This window comes from Coprococcus sp. AF16-22, assembly GCF_003461545.1.
GTDB lineage: Bacteria > Bacillota > Clostridia > Lachnospirales > Lachnospiraceae > Coprococcus > Coprococcus aceti.
On record NZ_QTXH01000001.1, the window covers coordinates 598,651 to 616,321 of the forward strand.

Genomic DNA, 17,671 nt, shown 5'->3' on the forward strand with positions numbered 1-17,671 from the left:
TTTTCTCCTTATATCTCCCACCTTCGGCGGGACCTTCTTACGATATTATCTTTACTGGGCACTTGGCCTTACATGCACCACAATTTGTACACTTCTCCGGATCTATGTGAGCAAGGTTTCTGTCTATCGTGATGGCTCCAGCCTCACAGTTCCTTGCACACAGTGTACATCCGATACATCCTGCGCTGCAGGCTGCCTTGACCTGAAGACCCTTGTCATGGGAATTACATCTGACAAGTCTCTCTGCATCATATGGAACCAGCTCTATCAAGTGTCTCGGGCACTCTGTGACACATTTGCCGCATGCCTTACACTTCTCCTTATTAATTACCGCAATTCCATCTATAATGTCAATAGCCCCGAACTCACATACTGCCTTACATGAGCCATAACCTGTACATCCATATGTACATGCCTTAGGACCGCTGTTTGGATTGTTCTGTGCCAGCTTACAGTCCCTTGGTCCAACATACTCGTATACATCCTTCGCCTTCTCGCAGTCTCCTGCACACTTGACAAATGCCACATACCTTGTATTTTCAGCGTTTTCCACGCCCATGACCTCACTGATCTTCGCTGCCACTGCCTCGCCTCCAACAGGACACGCTGATGGCGGCATCTCACCTTTGGCGATGGCCGCTGCCAGTCCGTCACATCCCGGATAACCACATCCACCGCAGTTATTTCCCGGAAGGAGCTCTCTTACTGCTATTTCTTTCTCATCTACTTCTACCTTAAATTTCTCTCCTGCGACACCCAGAAGGATACCTATCACAATACCTACGCCTGCGACGACTGCCACAGCTATCAATATTCCTGTCATATCCGCACCCTCCTTATATCAATCCTGAGAAACCGAAGAACGCAATCGCCATAAGACCTGATGTGATGAGAACTATAGGGGTTCCCTTGAACGCCTCAGGTATAGGGCTATGCTCAAGTCTCTCTCTGATTCCTGCAAGTATCACTATGGCTATAGTAAATCCGACTGCAGAGCCACATCCGTTGATGGTACTCTCAAGTATACCGTAACCGCTCTGTACATTTGAGAGAGCGATACCAAGCACGGCACAGTTGGTCGTGATCAGTGGAAGGTAAACTCCAAGTGATTCATACAATGACTTGACCTTCTTCTTGAGGAACATCTCAACAAACTGTACAAGTGCTGCGATCACAAGGATGAACACTATGGTGTTGAGGTACTCAAGTCCGAATCTTCTCAGTATGCCGTAATACACAACGCTTGTGACAAATGAAGCTATGGTCATGACGAACACAACCGCTGCTCCCATTCCTGTTGCTGTGTTGACACTCTTGGACACTCCAAGGAAAGGACACAGTCCGAGGAACTGGCTGAGGATAACATTATTTACAAGTGCCGCTCCGATGGCTAACAATAAAATATTCATTATCTCTTACCTCCCTTTCCTTTTTTCTTCTTTATATGAGCCATTGTCTCCTTGAGCTTTATGTCGGAATCTGCTGGCGCGTTCTCTGCAGAGTGTTCTGGCTGCTCTGCTTCCGTCGGCTGATCCGTTGATGGCTGCTCTGCTGCCACTTTGTCTGCTACTTCCTGTTCTGCTGCTGGCTGCTCTGTTGACTTCTCATTCTGGAGATTGTCCTGACTGTCTGACTGAGTCTCTGTAACAGTCTGCTGCTCCTCATCTGGCGTCTTTTCCTGCTGAACTTCCTCAGCATGCTCCTTAAGCATCTTTCCTGTCGCATTCGGAACAAGCTTTATGTCGGCGAGGACTGACTCTCTGGTCGGTGCATATGGGCTGAGTCTTGGCTCATCCTTCTTCGCCTCATCTGGCTTGTCAGCCTCTGGCGCTGTATTCTTTGCTGCATCCTTATCTACCGCTGCAGGTGTCTCTTCCTGCTTCTTAACCTGTTTTGCATCCGCTGAAGGTTTCGCCGGAGCCTCTGCTGCCTTTACAGGAGCCGGAGTCTCTGAAACCAGCTTGCCACAACATGCTGCATTGATACAGCCTGCACATGAGTCCGGTCTGCATGCTGCCGGGATCTCCTCTCCATTTGCCAGTGCCTCGGCTGCCTTCTTTGCATTTCTCTTGTTGATAAATGCTATGATGAATGCAAGCACGAAGAATGCACCAGGTGCAAGTACGAATATTGTTATAGGTGTGTACAGGCTGAGTGCATTGCCTATACCCTTTATAATTCCCGATGAGTTCTGAAGTAAGTTGCCATCTCCAAGTATCTGGAATCCAAATACACAGCCCTTTCCGACAAGCTCTCTGAACATTCCTATAAGTGTAAGGCCAACTGTAAATCCAAGGCCCATTCCAAGTCCATCAAATATAGATGGAAGTACCTTGTTCTTGGAAGCATATGCCTCGGCACGACCAAGGATGATACAGTTTACAACTATAAGTGGTATATACAGTCCAAGGCTGCTATTGAGTGATGGCAGGTACGCCTGCAGCAGAAACTGTATGATAGTAACAAACGAAGCTATGATAACTATAAATGATGGTATTCTGACCTTATCAGGTATAACCTTTCTGAGTGCTGAGATCATGAAGTTGCTGAGCACCAGGATACATGTGGTCGTAAGTCCCATTCCTGCGCCATTGATGGCTGATGATGTAACCGCAAGTGTCGGACACATTCCAAGCATCTGTACGAAGGTCGGGTTCTCTTTCACAATACCATTATATAAACGCTCTGTACATTTTCCCATTACTTGTCACCTCCGTTCGATGCTGCAGATGAATCAGCAGCACCGCCATTTATGGACTTCACATACTCAAGTCCCGCATTCACCGCATTGGTAACCGCATTTGTTGTGATGGTAGCTCCTGACAGGGCATCTATCTCCTCGTCCACTGTGGCACCTGACTTGGTGTACTGGAACTTATCGACCTTCTTGCCTGCGAACTGTGACTTGAAGCTGTCTGTGTCAGCCTCCATACCAAGTCCTGCAGTCTCTGAGAGTGACAGGAATGAAATTCCATTTGTCGTTCCATCCGCTCTGACTCCCATGGCAAGCTGAAGGTCTCCACTATACGCCTCATGTGATGTGACAGTCACAACATATCCAAGTGCTGAACCATCGCTGCCCTTTGCTTCCACGATCTCATCTATATCTGCGTTATATCCGGCATCTGACAGGATCTTTGCAGCCGCATCGGCATCAAAGTCAGCATAGCTGTCAAACGAATCCGCATCATCGAATACCGCCTTATATGCCTCTTCCTTTGCTTTCTGCTCTGTAACTGCTATAGGATCCTTTGTGATCTTATATACATAAGCCAGTGCAAATCCTGCTATGACTGTGATTATCATGATTGCTATAGTTGCTATAACAATCGACTTTGTATCCATCTTGGACTTTGTTCCGGCTGTGTCACCCTGGGCTGCAAGCTCTGCGCCCTCTCCGAAGCTCTTCGGCTGTGTCCATCTCTCAATGAGTGGCACAAGCAGGTTGGAGAATATGATCGCATATGATACGCCCTCTGCTGATCCTCCATATATTCTGAAACAGAATGTGAGTATACCAAGTATCACACCAAACACAACCTTACCCGCAGGTGTGATAGGTGATGTAACATAGTCAGTTGCCATAAAGAATGCTCCAAGCATCAGACCACCACCGCACAGGTGTGCTGCGAGGAATGTAAGATCAAAACCTCTACCCGACGCAACCGCATATATCATAATGAGCACCGCAAATGTTCCTATATATGTAAATGGAATAACCGGCTTTATAACTCTTCTGATCAGAAGATAAGCCACACCAACAAGTAAACATACAACTGATGTCTCACCTATGGTTCCCGGTATATTTCCAAGAAACATATTGAGTACATTGACATTTGCCAGATCCCCTGTGTTCTTGAGTACTGCAAGAGGTGTAGCAGTTGTCACACCATCATACGAGAATGATGTCATTCTTCCTGCAAATGATATGAGAAGGAAACATCTTGCGCCCAGCGCTGGATTCATGAAGTTGAATCCCAGTCCTCCAAAGAGCTGTTTAACTATGATAATGGCAAATGCACTTCCGAGTATCGCCATCCACACCGGTACATCCGGTGAGAGGTTCAGTGCAAGAAGAAGTCCTGTTACAACTGCACTGAGATCGCTTATGGTTACTTTTCTGTTCATCATCTTCTGGTACAGCCACTCAAACAGCACGCATGAGACCACGCATGTGAGTATAAGTATCATGGCGTTCAGCTCGAAGTTGATGATTCCAAATACGGTTGCCGGAAGCAAAGCAATGATCACATCCAGCATAATGCTCTGTGTACTTCGTTTATCTCTGACATGTGGAGATGACGAAATCTTAAATGTATTATCCAATGTGTACACCTCCTACTTCTTTTTATTCGCAATGATGGATTTTCTTGTTCCCGCAATGGTCTGTGTCAGATGTCTCTTCGCCGGACACACATACGAACAGCATCCACACTCACAGCACTCCATTCCGTTGTGAGCAAGGAATCCCTCTGTATCCCCATGCTCAGCCAGTGAAGCAAGCATCGAAGGAACAATACGTCCCGGACACACATCAACACAGCGTCCGCATCTGATACAGTTGCTCGGTTCAAGGTCTGCCACCTCGTCATGTGTCATACACAGCAGTGCCGACACTCCCTTGGTTGCAGGAACATCCAATGAGAAAAGTGCCTTTCCCATCATAGGACCGCCTGAGATCACCTTCTCAGGAACCACACCATCCTTAAATCCACCCGCAGCCTCTATAAGCTCCTGACAGTTTGTTCCTATCCTCACCATAAGATTGCATGGATTCTCTATGGCATCACCTGTTATGGTGACTATCCTTGTGTAGAGTGGTCTTCCCTCTATAACTGCCTCATATATGGACACGATGGTATCAACATTGTGAACTATACATCCAGCATCCGCTGGAAGCATCTTGGAGTTGACATATCTTCCAGTGTTAGCATATATGAGCTGACGCTCGGCACCCTGAGGGTACTTGGTCTTCATCACATGGACTTCGATCTTGTCATTGTCCTTTACCTTATCCCTGAGAAGTTCTATTGCCTCTGGCTTATTATCCTCTATGGCGATGATTCCCTTTGCATGATCAAACAGATTGATACATATCTCAAGTCCCAGTATCAGCTTGTCCGGTTCCTCCATCATCCTTCTGTAATCCGAAGTAAGATATGGCTCACACTCTGCGCCATTTACTATTATGTAGTCGATCGCATCCTCGTTCTTCGGGGACAGCTTGACATTTGCAGGGAAACCGGCGCCGCCCATTCCTACTATTCCGGCCTCCTTTATGATCTCCTTCACATCCTCTCTATACAGAGTGGACAGATCTTTTACATTTGCTGCAAAGTCGATCTCCTCAAACAGGCCATCATTCTCTACAACTATTGATTCAACCTTTGATCCACCAGGCACATATCTCGGCTCGATCGCCTTGACCTTTCCCGATATGGATGAATGTATATTTGCTGACACGAAGCCACTGGTCTCCGCAATCTTCTGACCAACCAGGACTCTGTCGCCCTTCTTCACTATAGGTGTGGCCGGTGCCCCTATATGCTGACTCAGCGGGTACACGCAGTCACCTTTTGGAAGGTATTCTCTGACAGGCTTTTCCATTGACAATTCTTTGCCTTCATATGGATGAATTCCGCCCAGAAATGTTAACAAACCCATGTTCTACCTCTTTTCCTTATATATTTTTATTAAAAAAATCTTCCTATATAATAACGCTTTAAGCCCTCAAAAACAACCTAAATGGGGATATATTATCATTTTAAAATATGGAAATTCTTCTGCTTATCCGCATAAAAAACGATCACATATAAGATATAGACACTTATGTCTTTTCTGTATCTTACATGTGATCATTTATAAATTCATTCGGATATCATTCTAATATTCTATGGACGGAAGCTTTCTGACAAGCATGGTTCCCGCCAGGCCTATGCACACACCGGCTATAGTTCCCGATATGCACAGCACCGGCATATACAACATGATATTGCCACTCTTCATGAGAAGTGCTGCCATTGCTATTTGCCCTGCGTTGTGGCTCACTCCGCCTAGTATGCTCGTTCCAAGGAGACCAAACAGATCCTTTTTCCTGCAAAGCGTCATGACCAGAAGTGACAACACCGCTCCCGCCATGCTGTATACCATAACCGTCATATTGCCAAACAACAGCGACGACAGCACCACTCTCACCAGTGACACTATCCACGCATCTGATATCCTCAGCCTGTACATGACAACTATGGTGACCATATTTGCAAGTCCCAGCTTGATTCCCGGAACAGCTATATTCACCGGGATCATGGATTCAAGATAGGAAAATACCATGGCTATGGCCACGAACATACCTGTGTATGTGATCCTTTTTGTACTCCAGCCATGCATTCTATCCACCGCCGTTTCTGAACTTTTCTGATCATTTTTATCTCTACTGCACATCTATATCTCTTTCCCTGCCACCTTGTATCTCTATGACAAGCTTGTGCGGAAGACAGGTTATAGTCTCTCCTCTCCTGCTCTTCCAGCCCATATTCACACACACCTTATCCGGGCAGTCCGCATCACCGACACTGATCTTCCCAGATTCAACCACAACAGTGTTGCTGCCCCTGTCCGTGTTGAACTCATAGGTATCGTTGACTGTCATGTCTATGTTCTGCACCAGTTTGTCATCTATATACACATCCGCGGTATTGCCCGTCGGAAGCACAAGCCGCATGACAAGCCAGCATATAATTCCCGCTACTAAAAGGACTCCACACAATATCAGATCTTTTTTTCTAAACCATCCTGCCATATCTTCACATCACTCTGCCAATTTATAGTCTTCTGCCGTTATGGTGAATCGGTCCTTCAGGCCTTCACTGACATACACATTCTTATCCTCATCTATGATGACGGCCTCCGCACCATACTCCTGAATGGTCTTCATAGCCTTATCCTTATCCATCAGCATGCACAGTGTGGACAAGGCATCACTGGTCAGTCCGTTATCACACACTACCGTGGCCGCTATAGTGCCATTCCATGCCGGATATCCTGTCCGGGGATCAAGTATGTGGTGGTATCTCCTGCCATCCTGCTCAAAATACTTTTCATAATCTCCCGATGTGGATACAAATGCCGTCTCCCCATCGCCAAAGCTTATGACACCCATGGTCGTTCCCGCTCCGGCTCTCGGATCCTTGACACCGACCTTCCAGGCTGTACCATCAGGCTTGCTTCCGTACACAACTATACTTCCGCCCAGGGCCACACATGCACCGGCCGCATCAGTACCCTTGAGATACTCTGCTGCCATGTCGCAGCCATATCCCTTGCCGACTGCTCCCAGATCAAGCATCATACCAGGCTCTGATATCCTTAACGTATCGCCATCCACACTTACCTTTGACACATCCACCAGCCTCAGTGCAATGTCTATATCCGCCTGTGATGGAATCTCTGTCCTGCCATCTTCTATCCCCCACACATCCGCCAAAGGCCGTATAGTGATATCCAGCAGATCGTCATGAGCCCTCGATATGTCAAGCGTCTGCTTCAGCACACCCGCAAGCTCGCTGCTCACCGTGATATCCTCATCAGGCTTATATGTGGTGTTCACCCTGTATATCTCAGAGTCTGCTGAGCGCCATGACAGCACATCCTTGTCCAGGCTGTCTATGAGCTTCAGCATCCCGTCTATATTCTCACTGCCATGGCTTCCATACACTGTAAATGACGCAGCCGTTCCCATGGTGATCGTGTTCCTTGTATATTCACTTTCACCTGACCGTCTCACGCCTGATATGATGACCATAGCAATCACAGCCACCATGACAACCACTACGGCTGCTATCCTGTACCATTTCTTCATGGTCTGCCTACCTCTGTGTTATTTCAGATATTCATCGTGAACCTGTTCTCTCAGCGAATATCTGAAGGATTTCTCGTACTCCACATTCTCATTGATGCTGTGGTTTACCTCCTCGAAGAAGCTCTGGTTGATGATATCCATGGAGTAGAATATCGGGTAGTTACTGTTCTTCTCCCACATCATAACTCCACCATCCACGGATTCCTTACCGTACTCCTCCTCGTAGCGCTTCTTGCAGTCTCCACTGCACAGATATACATGACACAAACCGTTGAGGGTCTTCTTCAGCATATCCGTTCTGAGTATATATCCATCACAGTCTATCGCCCAGTCCGGTATCTCATCCGGCTTCACTATGACTATGATCGGCATATATCTGTCAGGGCTCTCAACAATCGCATTCAGCTTGTCATAGCTGATCTCCTCAGGGCTTGATCCCTCCTCCATGACTATCCCGGCGTCTACAAAGCCAACCTGATTGAACATATCCTTCATGAACTTTGGCCTGCTGTATCTTCTCTCCTTGACGTTGATGGTCTCACATATGTTCTCCACATTCACATCATATATATCCCCGGCACTCACCATATCCACTGTCACATGCCATATAACACCAGCCTCTGAATTGCTTATGTGCTGGAAATCCATATGAAACTCACCGGCCTCATATGTTATATATACCTTATATCCTATGGTGGAATAATCCACACTCGTGAGTTCCTCGGGCATCTGTGGGAACACCATACTGATGTGCTCTCTGACCCATTTGTATATGATCTCACACGCCTTGTCATACCCCGCCGCAGGTATTCCTACCCTGTGGCTGTACACAACATTCGGAACCATAGGCTTTATCTCAGTCTTCACCTCTGGTCTGACCGCTGGAACGAACTGCTCCTTGTCAAGCAGCCTTGATATATACTCGTTGTGGACTATCTCCTTGTTGATCAGATAAATAACTCTGTCAGGAGTCAGCTCCTTGTGATACTTCTTGTTGAGCAATATCTCAACCAGTTCGCGCTTGCTCACAGTGTGGAACTGCGCCACGATATCCGGATTGTTGTCCAGATATTCCCTGAGCTCAGGCTTAAGCGGATCCTGCGTGATCCTGAGCCTGTATTTGCTTCTTATGGCATTCTCCCAGTTCTTCTCCTTGTACTGTGAGTCGTGAATACTGTTGAAAATCTGCATGATAGACCAGTCGCACAGCTCCAGATTGGCTATGATACTGTTCATGACTCTGGACAGATCCTCATGTCCAGTCCACAGATCGGTCTCCTTGGAATCAGAACCCAGCTTATACTTATATCTCATCTCATGCTCTATCTCATGCCAACCCTCGAAGAGCACCGTCCTGAGCTGTACCTCAAATGTCTGGTCAAATGGCTTGTTCCACACACTTGCAGGTATGTTTCGCAGATATTTGCTCGGTATCCTGAACACACCGTTACATTTCTGTGCCTCAAATTTGTTCTCCTCATTCTTCGTCTTGGACCAATTGTCCAGAAGAAACGTCTCCTCAAGTATCTTCTCACATATATCCATGTCCTCCAGATAGAACAGGTTGATTCGTATACCTATGATATCCTGAATCTTTCTTCCACCTTCCTGCATGGAGTATTTACCAGTCTCCAGCTTGTGCAGAAGTGACGATTCTGACTTGATTCTCGATGTACTGTTAAAATATATTCCCGCATTGTTCAGCTTCGTGACAAGAGTGTTGAGCAGACTCATCTTCACATTGTTGATCTCCTCTATCTCCTGTTCCTGAAGAAGCTTCTCGTCACTATTATAGTCATAGATGCTATAATCCATTCCATCATTCCTTTTCTGTAATTATATATCAATCCACCCTGCGGCGTCTTTCCTATATCCACGCATATCTTTATCTAGTATATCACAATAATTGTGTATTTTGCTTAAAATAATATGAACATTTTATAAAAAACAGTGCAATTCCACCCTTATAGTATAAAATCCACTCCATTTTCTTGCGAAAGTAAAGGCTTGTATATATAATTAAAAGGCTAGAACACAAATGAGAGGTTAAATTATGATTTTAGACTGTCAGAACATCTGCAAAGCATTTGGCACAGATGTTATATTGGACAATATTTCTTTTCATCTTGAGGAAAAGGAGAAAATGGCTATAGTCGGCATAAACGGCGCCGGCAAGACCACTCTTCTCAAGATAATAATGGGTGAGGAAAGTGCTGACTCCGGTCAGGTCATAGTGTCAAAGGACAGAACCATCGGCTATCTGTCCCAGTATCAAGAGAGCAATTACAACACTACTGTCCGCGGAGTCATGATGGATGCACTCAAGCCTATCCTTGAGCTTCAGGACAGGATGCGCGAACTTGAACACACTATGGCTGAGCAGTCCGGTGAGGAGCTTGAGAAATCTCTGGAACTCTACAACCGCTACACCCACGAATTCGAATATAAGAACGGCTATAGCTGTGAGAGCGAGGCAAATGGAGTTCTCAAAGGACTAGGTTTCTCCAAGGAGGATTATGACCGCCACACGGACTCTCTGTCCGGTGGCCAGAGGACAAGACTTGCACTCGGCAGACTACTCATGGTGAAGCCGGATATCATCATCCTCGATGAGCCGACAAACCATCTGGACATGGAATCCATCTCATGGCTTGAGGGCTTCCTGTCATCCTACCAGGGAAGCGTCATCATCGTCTCCCACGACCGTTATTTCCTCGACAAGATCGTGACCAAGATAGTCGAGCTCGACAATGGCCACAGCCAGGTATACAATGGCAACTACACCTACTTCGCACAAAAGCGTGCAGAGATCCGTGAGAACATGATGAAAGCATATCTCAACCAGCAACAGGAGATCAAGCATCAGGAAGAGGTCATCACGAAGCTCAAGCAGTTCAACCGTGAGAAGTCCATCAAACGTGCAGAGAGCCGTGAGAAGATGCTCTCACGTATAGAACGTCTCGACAAGCCAACCGAGGTTGCATCCGAGATGAGGATCACTCTTGAGCCAAATGTCTTAAGCGGCGAGGATGTTCTTACGATCGAAGGACTCTCCAAATCATTTGGCGACAATAATCTGTTCTCAGGAATAGATATGGATATCAAACGTGGCGAACACGTCGCCCTGATAGGTGGAAATGGAACCGGAAAGACAACCATACTGAAGATGATCAACAGGCTTGTATCCAAAGATGCCGGAGCTATCATACTTGGATCACGCGTCACGATTGGTTACTACGATCAGGAACATCAGGTACTCACGATGTCCAACACCATATTCGATGAGATAAGCGACGCCTACCCTGATCTGTCCAACACCAGAATCCGTAATGTCCTTGCGGCATTCCTCTTCACAGGTGAGGACGTGTTCAAGAGGATACAGGATCTGTCAGGTGGCGAGCGTGGACGTGTGTCCCTTGCCAAACTGATGCTCTCTTCCGCCAACTTTCTTATTCTGGATGAGCCGACGAACCACCTGGATATCACATCAAAAGAGATACTGGAGAATGCCATAAGGAACTACACCGGCACTGTCCTGTATGTATCCCACGACAGATACTTCATCAACCAGACGGCCACAAGGATCATCGAGTTAAGGGACAAACAGCTCACAAGCTATATAGGCAATTACGATTACTACGAGACCCACAGAACGTATTCCACAGATTTAGTAAGTCCATTCACTCCAATAAGCGGAGTCTCTGACGCACCGGCCCAGACCGCTCCCGCTGTCTCACAGGCCAAGCTCTCATGGCAGGAAAGCAAAGCTGAGGCGGCAAGGCAGCGCAAGAAGGCAAATGACCTGAAGAAGCTTGAGGCATCCATCGAGGAACTTGAGAACAGGATCGCAGAGATCGATGAACAGTTTCTTCTTCCTGAGAACGCCACAAATGTCGGTCTGCTGAACGACCTCACAAAGCAGAGGAACGAAGCCGACACAGAACTCAACGAGCTCTACACGAAATGGGAGGAACTGTCCGAGGAGGACTGATGGCGGAATCGCTCATGTCAAACCTGCAGGCTTAACTATATCAACAAATACCAAAAACACCATATACGACTACAGCAAAGAGGAGCCATATAAGGTATCCACTCACCGTATTCATATATGGTGTTTTCTTTGTTATCATGCACAGTCTCCTGTACATCTATTGTTCATACATGTCTCATGCACAGTTCCCTGTACATTTATGTCAATCTCTCTACATTCTAATGTCTCACATGAATTATCTTCATGGCATACTGTCCCGACAGATCATATGCAGAATTGCTTATATAGACCTGATCGCTGCTGCCCATTCCCCCCTGAATGATCCAGTATTCAGGCTTATTTCCGCTGTTAGAACCCCAGTCATGCACATATGCCTCACATGCCGAAGCCGGAACTCCAAGCTTTCTCAGATACTGCTTAAGTGCAGTCGCTGAAGAGAACTTTCCAAAATAGATTCCGACATGGGTCGGCTCTCCATTCGTATAGTAGACAACTATATCACCAGGCAGGAGCACATCGTATGAGAAGTCCTCCCTGTCCGCTGTGAGCTCGTAATCCGTCGCCTCACCCCAGCTTCCATTCTGCGCCAGAATCGCCTTGGCGATGACCTTGCGGAGTGCCCAGTCTGAGCATATATTTGATGAACTGATCACGAATCCGCCATTTGCAAAGTCAGTGTACTTGACTGACATATCACTTCCCGGAGTGCTGCTGCCTGCGTATCTAAGCGCATTTGCCACAAATACATTGCAGTAGATTCCTGTCTTGCCCAGATATTCATTGACAACCCTCTTCATCCATTCATCAAAATCCCAGCTTATCGAATCTGTCTTGAAGCATCTTCCCCAACTGTCAAATTCATACTCCACATCACCCACTACTATCTTCGTGAGTTTACTGCAGCGTCCATTTGCATCGCTGAAATAATACACCTTCTTGTTGTTGATCTTGGCGTTCTTAAGACCCTCAGACTTGTCGTTGAGCAGCTTGCCACTTCTGTACTCGGAATATCCTGTACTCTCGTCATAATACACATATTCAGTTACAGTTCCCTCATCGCCTACATAAGCCGCACTGTAATCACTAATCGTCTGCCAGCCCTTTGTTCTGACAGCCTTACCTGTTTTACCAAAGTAACTGCAGTTGTCCTGCAGTCTCACCACAGAATTCTTCTTTACTATCCATCTGTTATTCGAGAATACTCTGTACGTGTCTGCATATCCCGATACAGTATGTGTCGATCTGTAATATATCGCATCAGATATTCCCGTGCTGTCCGTGTGGAGCACAACATGTCCAAATGAAGGTATCCACGCATTCACCGCAGCCGTCCAGCCGCCCTCGCTCGCCACCTTCTGACATCTGTATCTTATGCCGTCCACCTGTACAAAATAGGTTGCCTCTCCGTTTCTTATGTAATACTTCTTATCCCTTGAGATCTCATACCACTTCGTGACGTTGCTCTTCGCACCGTTCACAAAGTAATAATATCTTCTGTTTACCTCGTATACACCGGTTGCCGTACTGGTCCATTTCCCCGACGAATACTGGTACAGTCTTCCCGACTGCATCCGCCTTACAGCCTTGCCGTCCACCGCAAAATAATACACGCAGTTTCCTGATGTGATCCAGGTTGATCTCACCGCAGCGCCGTCACTTCCAAAGTAATAATAGTCTTCTCCAAACTGCTTCACCACGTTCTTGACCGGAATACCCGCTTCGTAGTAGTACACTCTGGAATTTTCTGTTCTGAGTCCCTTGTACGCATTTCCATTCTTGTCAAACAGGACTTTTATATTATTTACCATGACAGCCTTATTCTTGACGGTGATCCTGACTGTTCCATTATAGCTGTAGAAATAATTGCCGTGATAAGCGCTCACAACATGCCCATCAAAAAGCTGGATATACTTCACATCATTTCCAGACATGCTTCCGGATATATCCGCGTCGACAAGCTCCCCTGCCGGTGAACTGCTGCCATATTTGTACCAGCCATCTCCCACAACAGCCTTGCCACTCACAAAGTAATCACAGTACCCAGATCTTGTGAACAGTCCTGTCGCCGGACTGCCCTCGCTATAATACACTCCATTGTAATATCCTGTCAGAGCTACAGAATAGTCCCTGGCAAATGTAAACTTTTTGAGCTCTATGGTATTGCCGCTCTTAACGCTCATGTTGACATATCTGCTTGAAGAATTATAATTCGCTGACTTCAGCATCTCAAAGCTGGTGTCTGTGTAGCTTCCGTTATACTCCACATTTGCATCGCTGTCATCCGCTGCGACAAGATAAAACTTGGAGTTATATCTTATCAGTGCATATGTGATAAGTGTATCACTGTCCTCACCTGAACCAATGAAGTAACTCTCGCCCTCCGCAAAGCTGAGTCTGAACATGCCATCGGTGGAGTTCGTAAACACATATGTACTGCTGTTCATCTTAAGTGCTGTTTTCTCCACCACGCTGGTAGGCGTCGCCACCCCCGGAGCCTCCGTATCCGCATATACAGATGCAGCCACATCCCCTGCAGTCTCCGCTTTGGCCGTCATGTTCCCCACACACGCCATCTCCGTCAGCAGAACAAATGCCACAGCGATGAGCAGAGCAAGAAATCTTACGTTATTCGACTTATACAATCCCTTCCTTATTGTCCGCAACATACTTCCTCCTGAGTATTTATTATGTATCTATAGTACACGATTTTGGCTGCATGTGAAATACAATATTTGATATTTTTCCGATATCTTCTCCACAAATTTCTTCGCCCCCGCCATATTTCTGTCATCAAGATTGACAAATGGATCATCCATTATGAGCATCGGCTTTTCATCCTGATACATGCTGTCCACTATTGCAACTCTTACACACACTCCGAGGATATCCGCCAGTCCCGAGCTCAAGGTCTGAGAATCCCTGTACATTCCCTGCTCTCTGTACCTGATTGTCATATCCGGGGCCGCCTGTACATTTCCTGCATGCTCTCCTGTAACGCACTCATAATACCTGTCAAATGCCTCCATGACCGGCACCGAATGTCCCACTGCAAATGTATCCCTGGCCTCCCCCAGCAGCTCGTACGCCTTTACGTTGAGCTCGTATCTGTGCAGATCGTCTTCCAAAGCCTTTTTCTTATCCGCCAACGATGCCTTCACAGCAGCTATCTCCTGTCTTCGAAGCTTGAGCTCCGCCAGTTCCCTGACATACTCGCCAAGTCTCATGTTTTCTGCCATATAGACCGACATCTCCTCATCCATATCGTATTCGTCATCGGCTGTATATATATCATCTGATCCGTCCGATCTGGTATCATCAGCGGCATCCCCCGGCTCTTCCACCTTATTCTTCCTGTGCCTGATCTTTTCATTTATCCCGCGTATAATGTAGTAGATTCCGAGTACACAAAACATACCTGCACATACAACAAATATAATCATAGCCATATCGTCAGGTTCTTCTATTCCAAGCATAAATTTCCACATTCCCAGAGATAAAAGTGCTGCGATCAACACACAAAATCCTGTCATGATATATTTACTGCCACGTTTTTTATTATTTACGCTACTTCCAATGCTTTCTAGTTTTTCTGCATTATCTGCCTCTGGCTTCGCTGATTCTGGCTTCAACGGTTCATGCTTTACAACGGCTTTCTGTCTCTGCCGCCTCATCCGGTTCTGATTCTGCATTTCTATCTCACGGATATTTTTATTCAGCTCATTTATACTTCTGTCTATTCCATCAAGCTCCCTGACCTGCTCACGCATCCCATCAAGCTCATATTTTCTCCTGTACAGTTCCCCCGTCCGCTTGGTTGGCGACTGCCTGTTTATAACATTCTTCAGTATCTGTCTGGCATTCTCATAATTGCTTATATCATCCGTGCTGTCAGCGATATTACCAAGCTTAGCACTTATCCCATCCGTCGCCCAGGTCCGGCAGTCATCCTGCCCTATGTACATACTTCTCACAAATGACACAGAATCCACATGAAACAGCTCCTCCCCAAGCTTATCCGTGAACATTCCTGTCACAGCATGAGTCGCCTCGTCGTATATCACGCATTTGTCATCGCTCTTCTTCGCGCCAAATGTCCTCTGAACCCTGTAGTTTCTGCCCCTGCTCTCAAATACCAGTTCTCCGCCATAGGCAGCCCCCGACCACGGGCGATATCTTTTTCTTTCATTCTCAATGTCATTTCTCTTCGTCTCACCGTCGAAGCCATACAGCATGACCCGGATAAAAGCAGCAAGAGTCGACTTGCCCCAGCCATTATCCTGGACAAATGTATTTATCCCATCCTCGAACTGGACTTCCATGTTATTCAATTTGCCAAATCCATCTATATAACAAGATATCAATCTCATACTTAAAATATCTCCTCGCCCGAAAGAGCCCTGAGTCCTGTCTGGATCACATATGCCTTGTCATTTTCACTCATATCCTGCCTCATGACCTTCCTCACGAATTCGCCCTTGAGGGACGCATCATTCACATACCTCATGTAATCCACCTGAAAATCCGTGTGATCCAAGATCTCCATATAGTAGAACGAATCCTGAAACTGCTTAGTCAGATAATCCGTGTTTATCTCGCTCTCAACATTTACCGCGCCTGTGAGGGATACCCTCACCATGTCCCTGGACTCATCTTCCATGGTCCCCGGCAGTTCCTGATACAGTCTGTCTGCGATCATGTCCGCCGCATCAGAGCTTGACTCTGCCCCTGTCACGTCCACTTCCACATCGAACAGCCTTCTATAGGCAAATGGCACAAATTCGGTCTCAACCATATGCTTCCTCTCATCCACGTCAAGCATCATAAATCCATGCTCACCACACTCGTCAAAGCCCCTGCCCTCCAGACATCCCGGATAGCAATAGACTCCCCTGTGATCAAGACTTTCCAGCTTTCTTCCATGCACATGTCCCAGTGCCAGATAATCTATGCCTCTTCCCCTGAGTTTCTTCAGGCATACATCATTCATGTTGCGAGCCCTGCCATATTCCTGCTCCTGTCCGTGGAGTGTGACAATATTTATATCGTTCTCATCCAGTTCGAGTTCATCATATATGCTGTTGCAGTTTTCGTCATTCAGCACAGCGCCCGCGATCACTATACGTGATCCCTTAAGCTGATACTGCGTCCACTCATCTCCGAATAAATACAGATTCTCTGGGAGTCTCCGCCCCGCAAATAAGCTTTCATCCGGGTCATGATTTCCCCTCAGATAGAACACATCTATGTCAGCATACTTCGCTATCTCCCCCAGAACAACATTTATCGTCGTGGCAGACACTGTCTCTGAATCAAAGAGATCCCCCGCTATTATTACCGCCTGCACGTCATTCTCTGCAGCATACCCGAATATTTTCCTGAATGTGTTAAGTATCTCATTTCTTCTGCCTCTGGCTCTTTCTCTTCCAAGATGTGCACTCAGGGCTGAATCAAGATGGATATCCGCACAGTGTATTATTCTCATAGTTCCTCAACCTCAGTCATCTCTATTCTTTTTCTATATTAACATATTACGTTAAAATTTGCTCATAAAGAATAAAGTCCACGGCATATGCCGCGGACCCTGTCTACATCATATCATATACCTCCTGTCTGATACACATGTGTTTTCTCTCTGTATTCAACAGCAGAAAACTGTCTCTTAAGTTCATACATGAAGTATATTGCTCCTTGATTTTCGTTCCGTAATTATTACGGATTTTGTTTTTTCACAAACAAAAAACGCCAGAAGCCTTGGTTTTACAAGGTTTCTGACGCCTGTCTAGCAGGGGATGAGAGAATCGAACTCCCACCAAAAGTTTTGG

The 17,671-nt window shown here is 46.4% G+C and carries 12 protein-coding genes and 2 pseudogenes; 1 reads left to right on the forward strand and 13 read right to left on the reverse strand.

The features are described 5' to 3' along the window. Nucleotides 1-37: 37 nt before the first annotated feature. The 10 genes and pseudogenes from DWW60_RS02675 to DWW60_RS02715 form a co-directional block, all read right to left on the reverse strand. Nucleotides 38-823 carry an RnfABCDGE type electron transport complex subunit B gene (locus DWW60_RS02675; RefSeq protein WP_015533100.1) on the reverse strand — a complete coding sequence of 262 codons (786 nt, stop codon included), beginning with the start codon at nucleotides 821-823 and terminating at the stop codon, nucleotides 38-40. Between the two features lie 13 nt (nucleotides 824-836). After that, a complete protein-coding gene (locus DWW60_RS02680; protein WP_015533099.1) occupies nucleotides 837-1,409 on the reverse strand; it encodes an electron transport complex protein RnfA in 573 nt (190 codons plus the stop codon). A gap of 650 nt (nucleotides 1,410-2,059) precedes the next feature. Then, nucleotides 2,060-2,701 (reverse strand): annotated as a pseudogene (gene rsxE / locus DWW60_RS13960) (electron transport complex subunit RsxE); the annotation flags it as partial. Continuing rightward, entirely contained in the window at nucleotides 2,701-3,345 is a 645-nt protein-coding gene (locus tag DWW60_RS13965; RefSeq protein WP_308936786.1) for an RnfABCDGE type electron transport complex subunit G, read from the reverse strand. The gene DWW60_RS13965 and the pseudogene rsxE, both read right to left, overlap by 1 nt. A gap of 48 nt (nucleotides 3,346-3,393) precedes the next feature. After that, nucleotides 3,394-4,326: pseudogene (locus DWW60_RS13970) on the reverse strand (RnfABCDGE type electron transport complex subunit D); the annotation flags it as partial. Nucleotides 4,327-4,338: 12 nt separating this feature from the next. After that, a complete protein-coding gene (gene rsxC / locus DWW60_RS02695) occupies nucleotides 4,339-5,664 on the reverse strand; it encodes an electron transport complex subunit RsxC (protein WP_015533097.1) in 1,326 nt (441 codons plus the stop codon). Nucleotides 5,665-5,883: 219 nt separating this feature from the next. Further along, the gene (locus tag DWW60_RS02700) at nucleotides 5,884-6,441 is read right to left on the reverse strand and encodes a Gx transporter family protein (protein ID WP_015533096.1); all 558 of its coding nucleotides are present in this window, start codon (nucleotides 6,439-6,441) and stop codon (nucleotides 5,884-5,886) included. Continuing rightward, nucleotides 6,431-6,799: a NusG domain II-containing protein gene (locus DWW60_RS02705; RefSeq protein WP_015533095.1), complete on the reverse strand. Its 369-nt coding sequence runs from the start codon at nucleotides 6,797-6,799 to the stop codon at nucleotides 6,431-6,433. Before DWW60_RS02705 ends, DWW60_RS02700 begins: the two co-directional genes overlap by 11 nt. Nucleotides 6,800-6,808: 9 nt before the next feature. Then, a complete protein-coding gene (locus DWW60_RS02710; RefSeq protein ID WP_117874308.1) occupies nucleotides 6,809-7,858 on the reverse strand; it encodes an FAD:protein FMN transferase in 1,050 nt (349 codons plus the stop codon). Between the two features lie 18 nt (nucleotides 7,859-7,876). Continuing rightward, the gene (locus DWW60_RS02715; RefSeq protein ID WP_015533093.1) at nucleotides 7,877-9,673 is read right to left on the reverse strand and encodes a hypothetical protein; all 1,797 of its coding nucleotides are present in this window, start codon (nucleotides 9,671-9,673) and stop codon (nucleotides 7,877-7,879) included. A 238-nt stretch (nucleotides 9,674-9,911) separates the two neighbouring features. Here DWW60_RS02715 and abc-f point away from each other — a divergent pair, with 238 nt between their 5' ends. Further along, nucleotides 9,912-11,849, forward strand: a complete 1,938-nt coding sequence (gene abc-f / locus DWW60_RS02720) for a ribosomal protection-like ABC-F family protein (protein ID WP_117874309.1) — start codon at nucleotides 9,912-9,914, stop codon at nucleotides 11,847-11,849. A 218-nt stretch (nucleotides 11,850-12,067) separates the two neighbouring features. Here the strand turns inward: abc-f and DWW60_RS02725 are convergent, their stop codons facing one another. The 3 genes from DWW60_RS02725 to DWW60_RS02735 are packed head-to-tail and all read right to left on the reverse strand — an operon-like array spanning nucleotide 12,068 to nucleotide 17,331. Beyond that, complete coding sequence (locus DWW60_RS02725; protein WP_117874310.1) at nucleotides 12,068-14,515, reverse strand: hypothetical protein; 2,448 nt, start codon at nucleotides 14,513-14,515, stop codon at nucleotides 12,068-12,070. A gap of 27 nt (nucleotides 14,516-14,542) precedes the next feature. Next, entirely contained in the window at nucleotides 14,543-16,216 is a 1,674-nt protein-coding gene (locus DWW60_RS02730; RefSeq protein ID WP_117874311.1) for an ATP-binding protein, read from the reverse strand. 2 nt (nucleotides 16,217-16,218) lie between these two features. Beyond that, entirely contained in the window at nucleotides 16,219-17,331 is a 1,113-nt protein-coding gene (locus tag DWW60_RS02735; protein WP_117874312.1) for a metallophosphoesterase family protein, read from the reverse strand. Between the last annotated feature and the right edge of the window lie 340 nt (nucleotides 17,332-17,671).

What these genes read in the sequence shown, in the direction of transcription:
- DWW60_RS02705 (WP_015533095.1), bottom strand. Translation starts at nt 6,799, where the DNA reads ATGGCAGGATGGTTTAGAAAAAAAGATCTGATATTGTGTGGAGTCCTT.
- abc-f (WP_117874309.1), top strand. Translation starts at nt 9,912, where the DNA reads ATGATTTTAGACTGTCAGAACATCTGCAAAGCATTTGGCACAGATGTT.
- rsxC (WP_015533097.1), bottom strand. Translation starts at nt 5,664, where the DNA reads ATGGGTTTGTTAACATTTCTGGGCGGAATTCATCCATATGAAGGCAAA.
- DWW60_RS02730 (WP_117874311.1), bottom strand. Translation starts at nt 16,216, where the DNA reads ATGAGATTGATATCTTGTTATATAGATGGATTTGGCAAATTGAATAAC.
- DWW60_RS02725 (WP_117874310.1), bottom strand. Translation starts at nt 14,515, where the DNA reads ATGTTGCGGACAATAAGGAAGGGATTGTATAAGTCGAATAACGTAAGA.
- DWW60_RS02735 (WP_117874312.1), bottom strand. Translation starts at nt 17,331, where the DNA reads ATGAGAATAATACACTGTGCGGATATCCATCTTGATTCAGCCCTGAGT.
- DWW60_RS13965 (WP_308936786.1), bottom strand. Translation starts at nt 3,345, where the DNA reads ATGGATACAAAGTCGATTGTTATAGCAACTATAGCAATCATGATAATC.
- DWW60_RS02680 (WP_015533099.1), bottom strand. Translation starts at nt 1,409, where the DNA reads ATGAATATTTTATTGTTAGCCATCGGAGCGGCACTTGTAAATAATGTT.
- DWW60_RS02675 (WP_015533100.1), bottom strand. Translation starts at nt 823, where the DNA reads ATGACAGGAATATTGATAGCTGTGGCAGTCGTCGCAGGCGTAGGTATT.
- DWW60_RS02710 (WP_117874308.1), bottom strand. Translation starts at nt 7,858, where the DNA reads ATGAAGAAATGGTACAGGATAGCAGCCGTAGTGGTTGTCATGGTGGCT.
- DWW60_RS02700 (WP_015533096.1), bottom strand. Translation starts at nt 6,441, where the DNA reads ATGTGCAGTAGAGATAAAAATGATCAGAAAAGTTCAGAAACGGCGGTG.
- DWW60_RS02715 (WP_015533093.1), bottom strand. Translation starts at nt 9,673, where the DNA reads ATGGATTATAGCATCTATGACTATAATAGTGACGAGAAGCTTCTTCAG.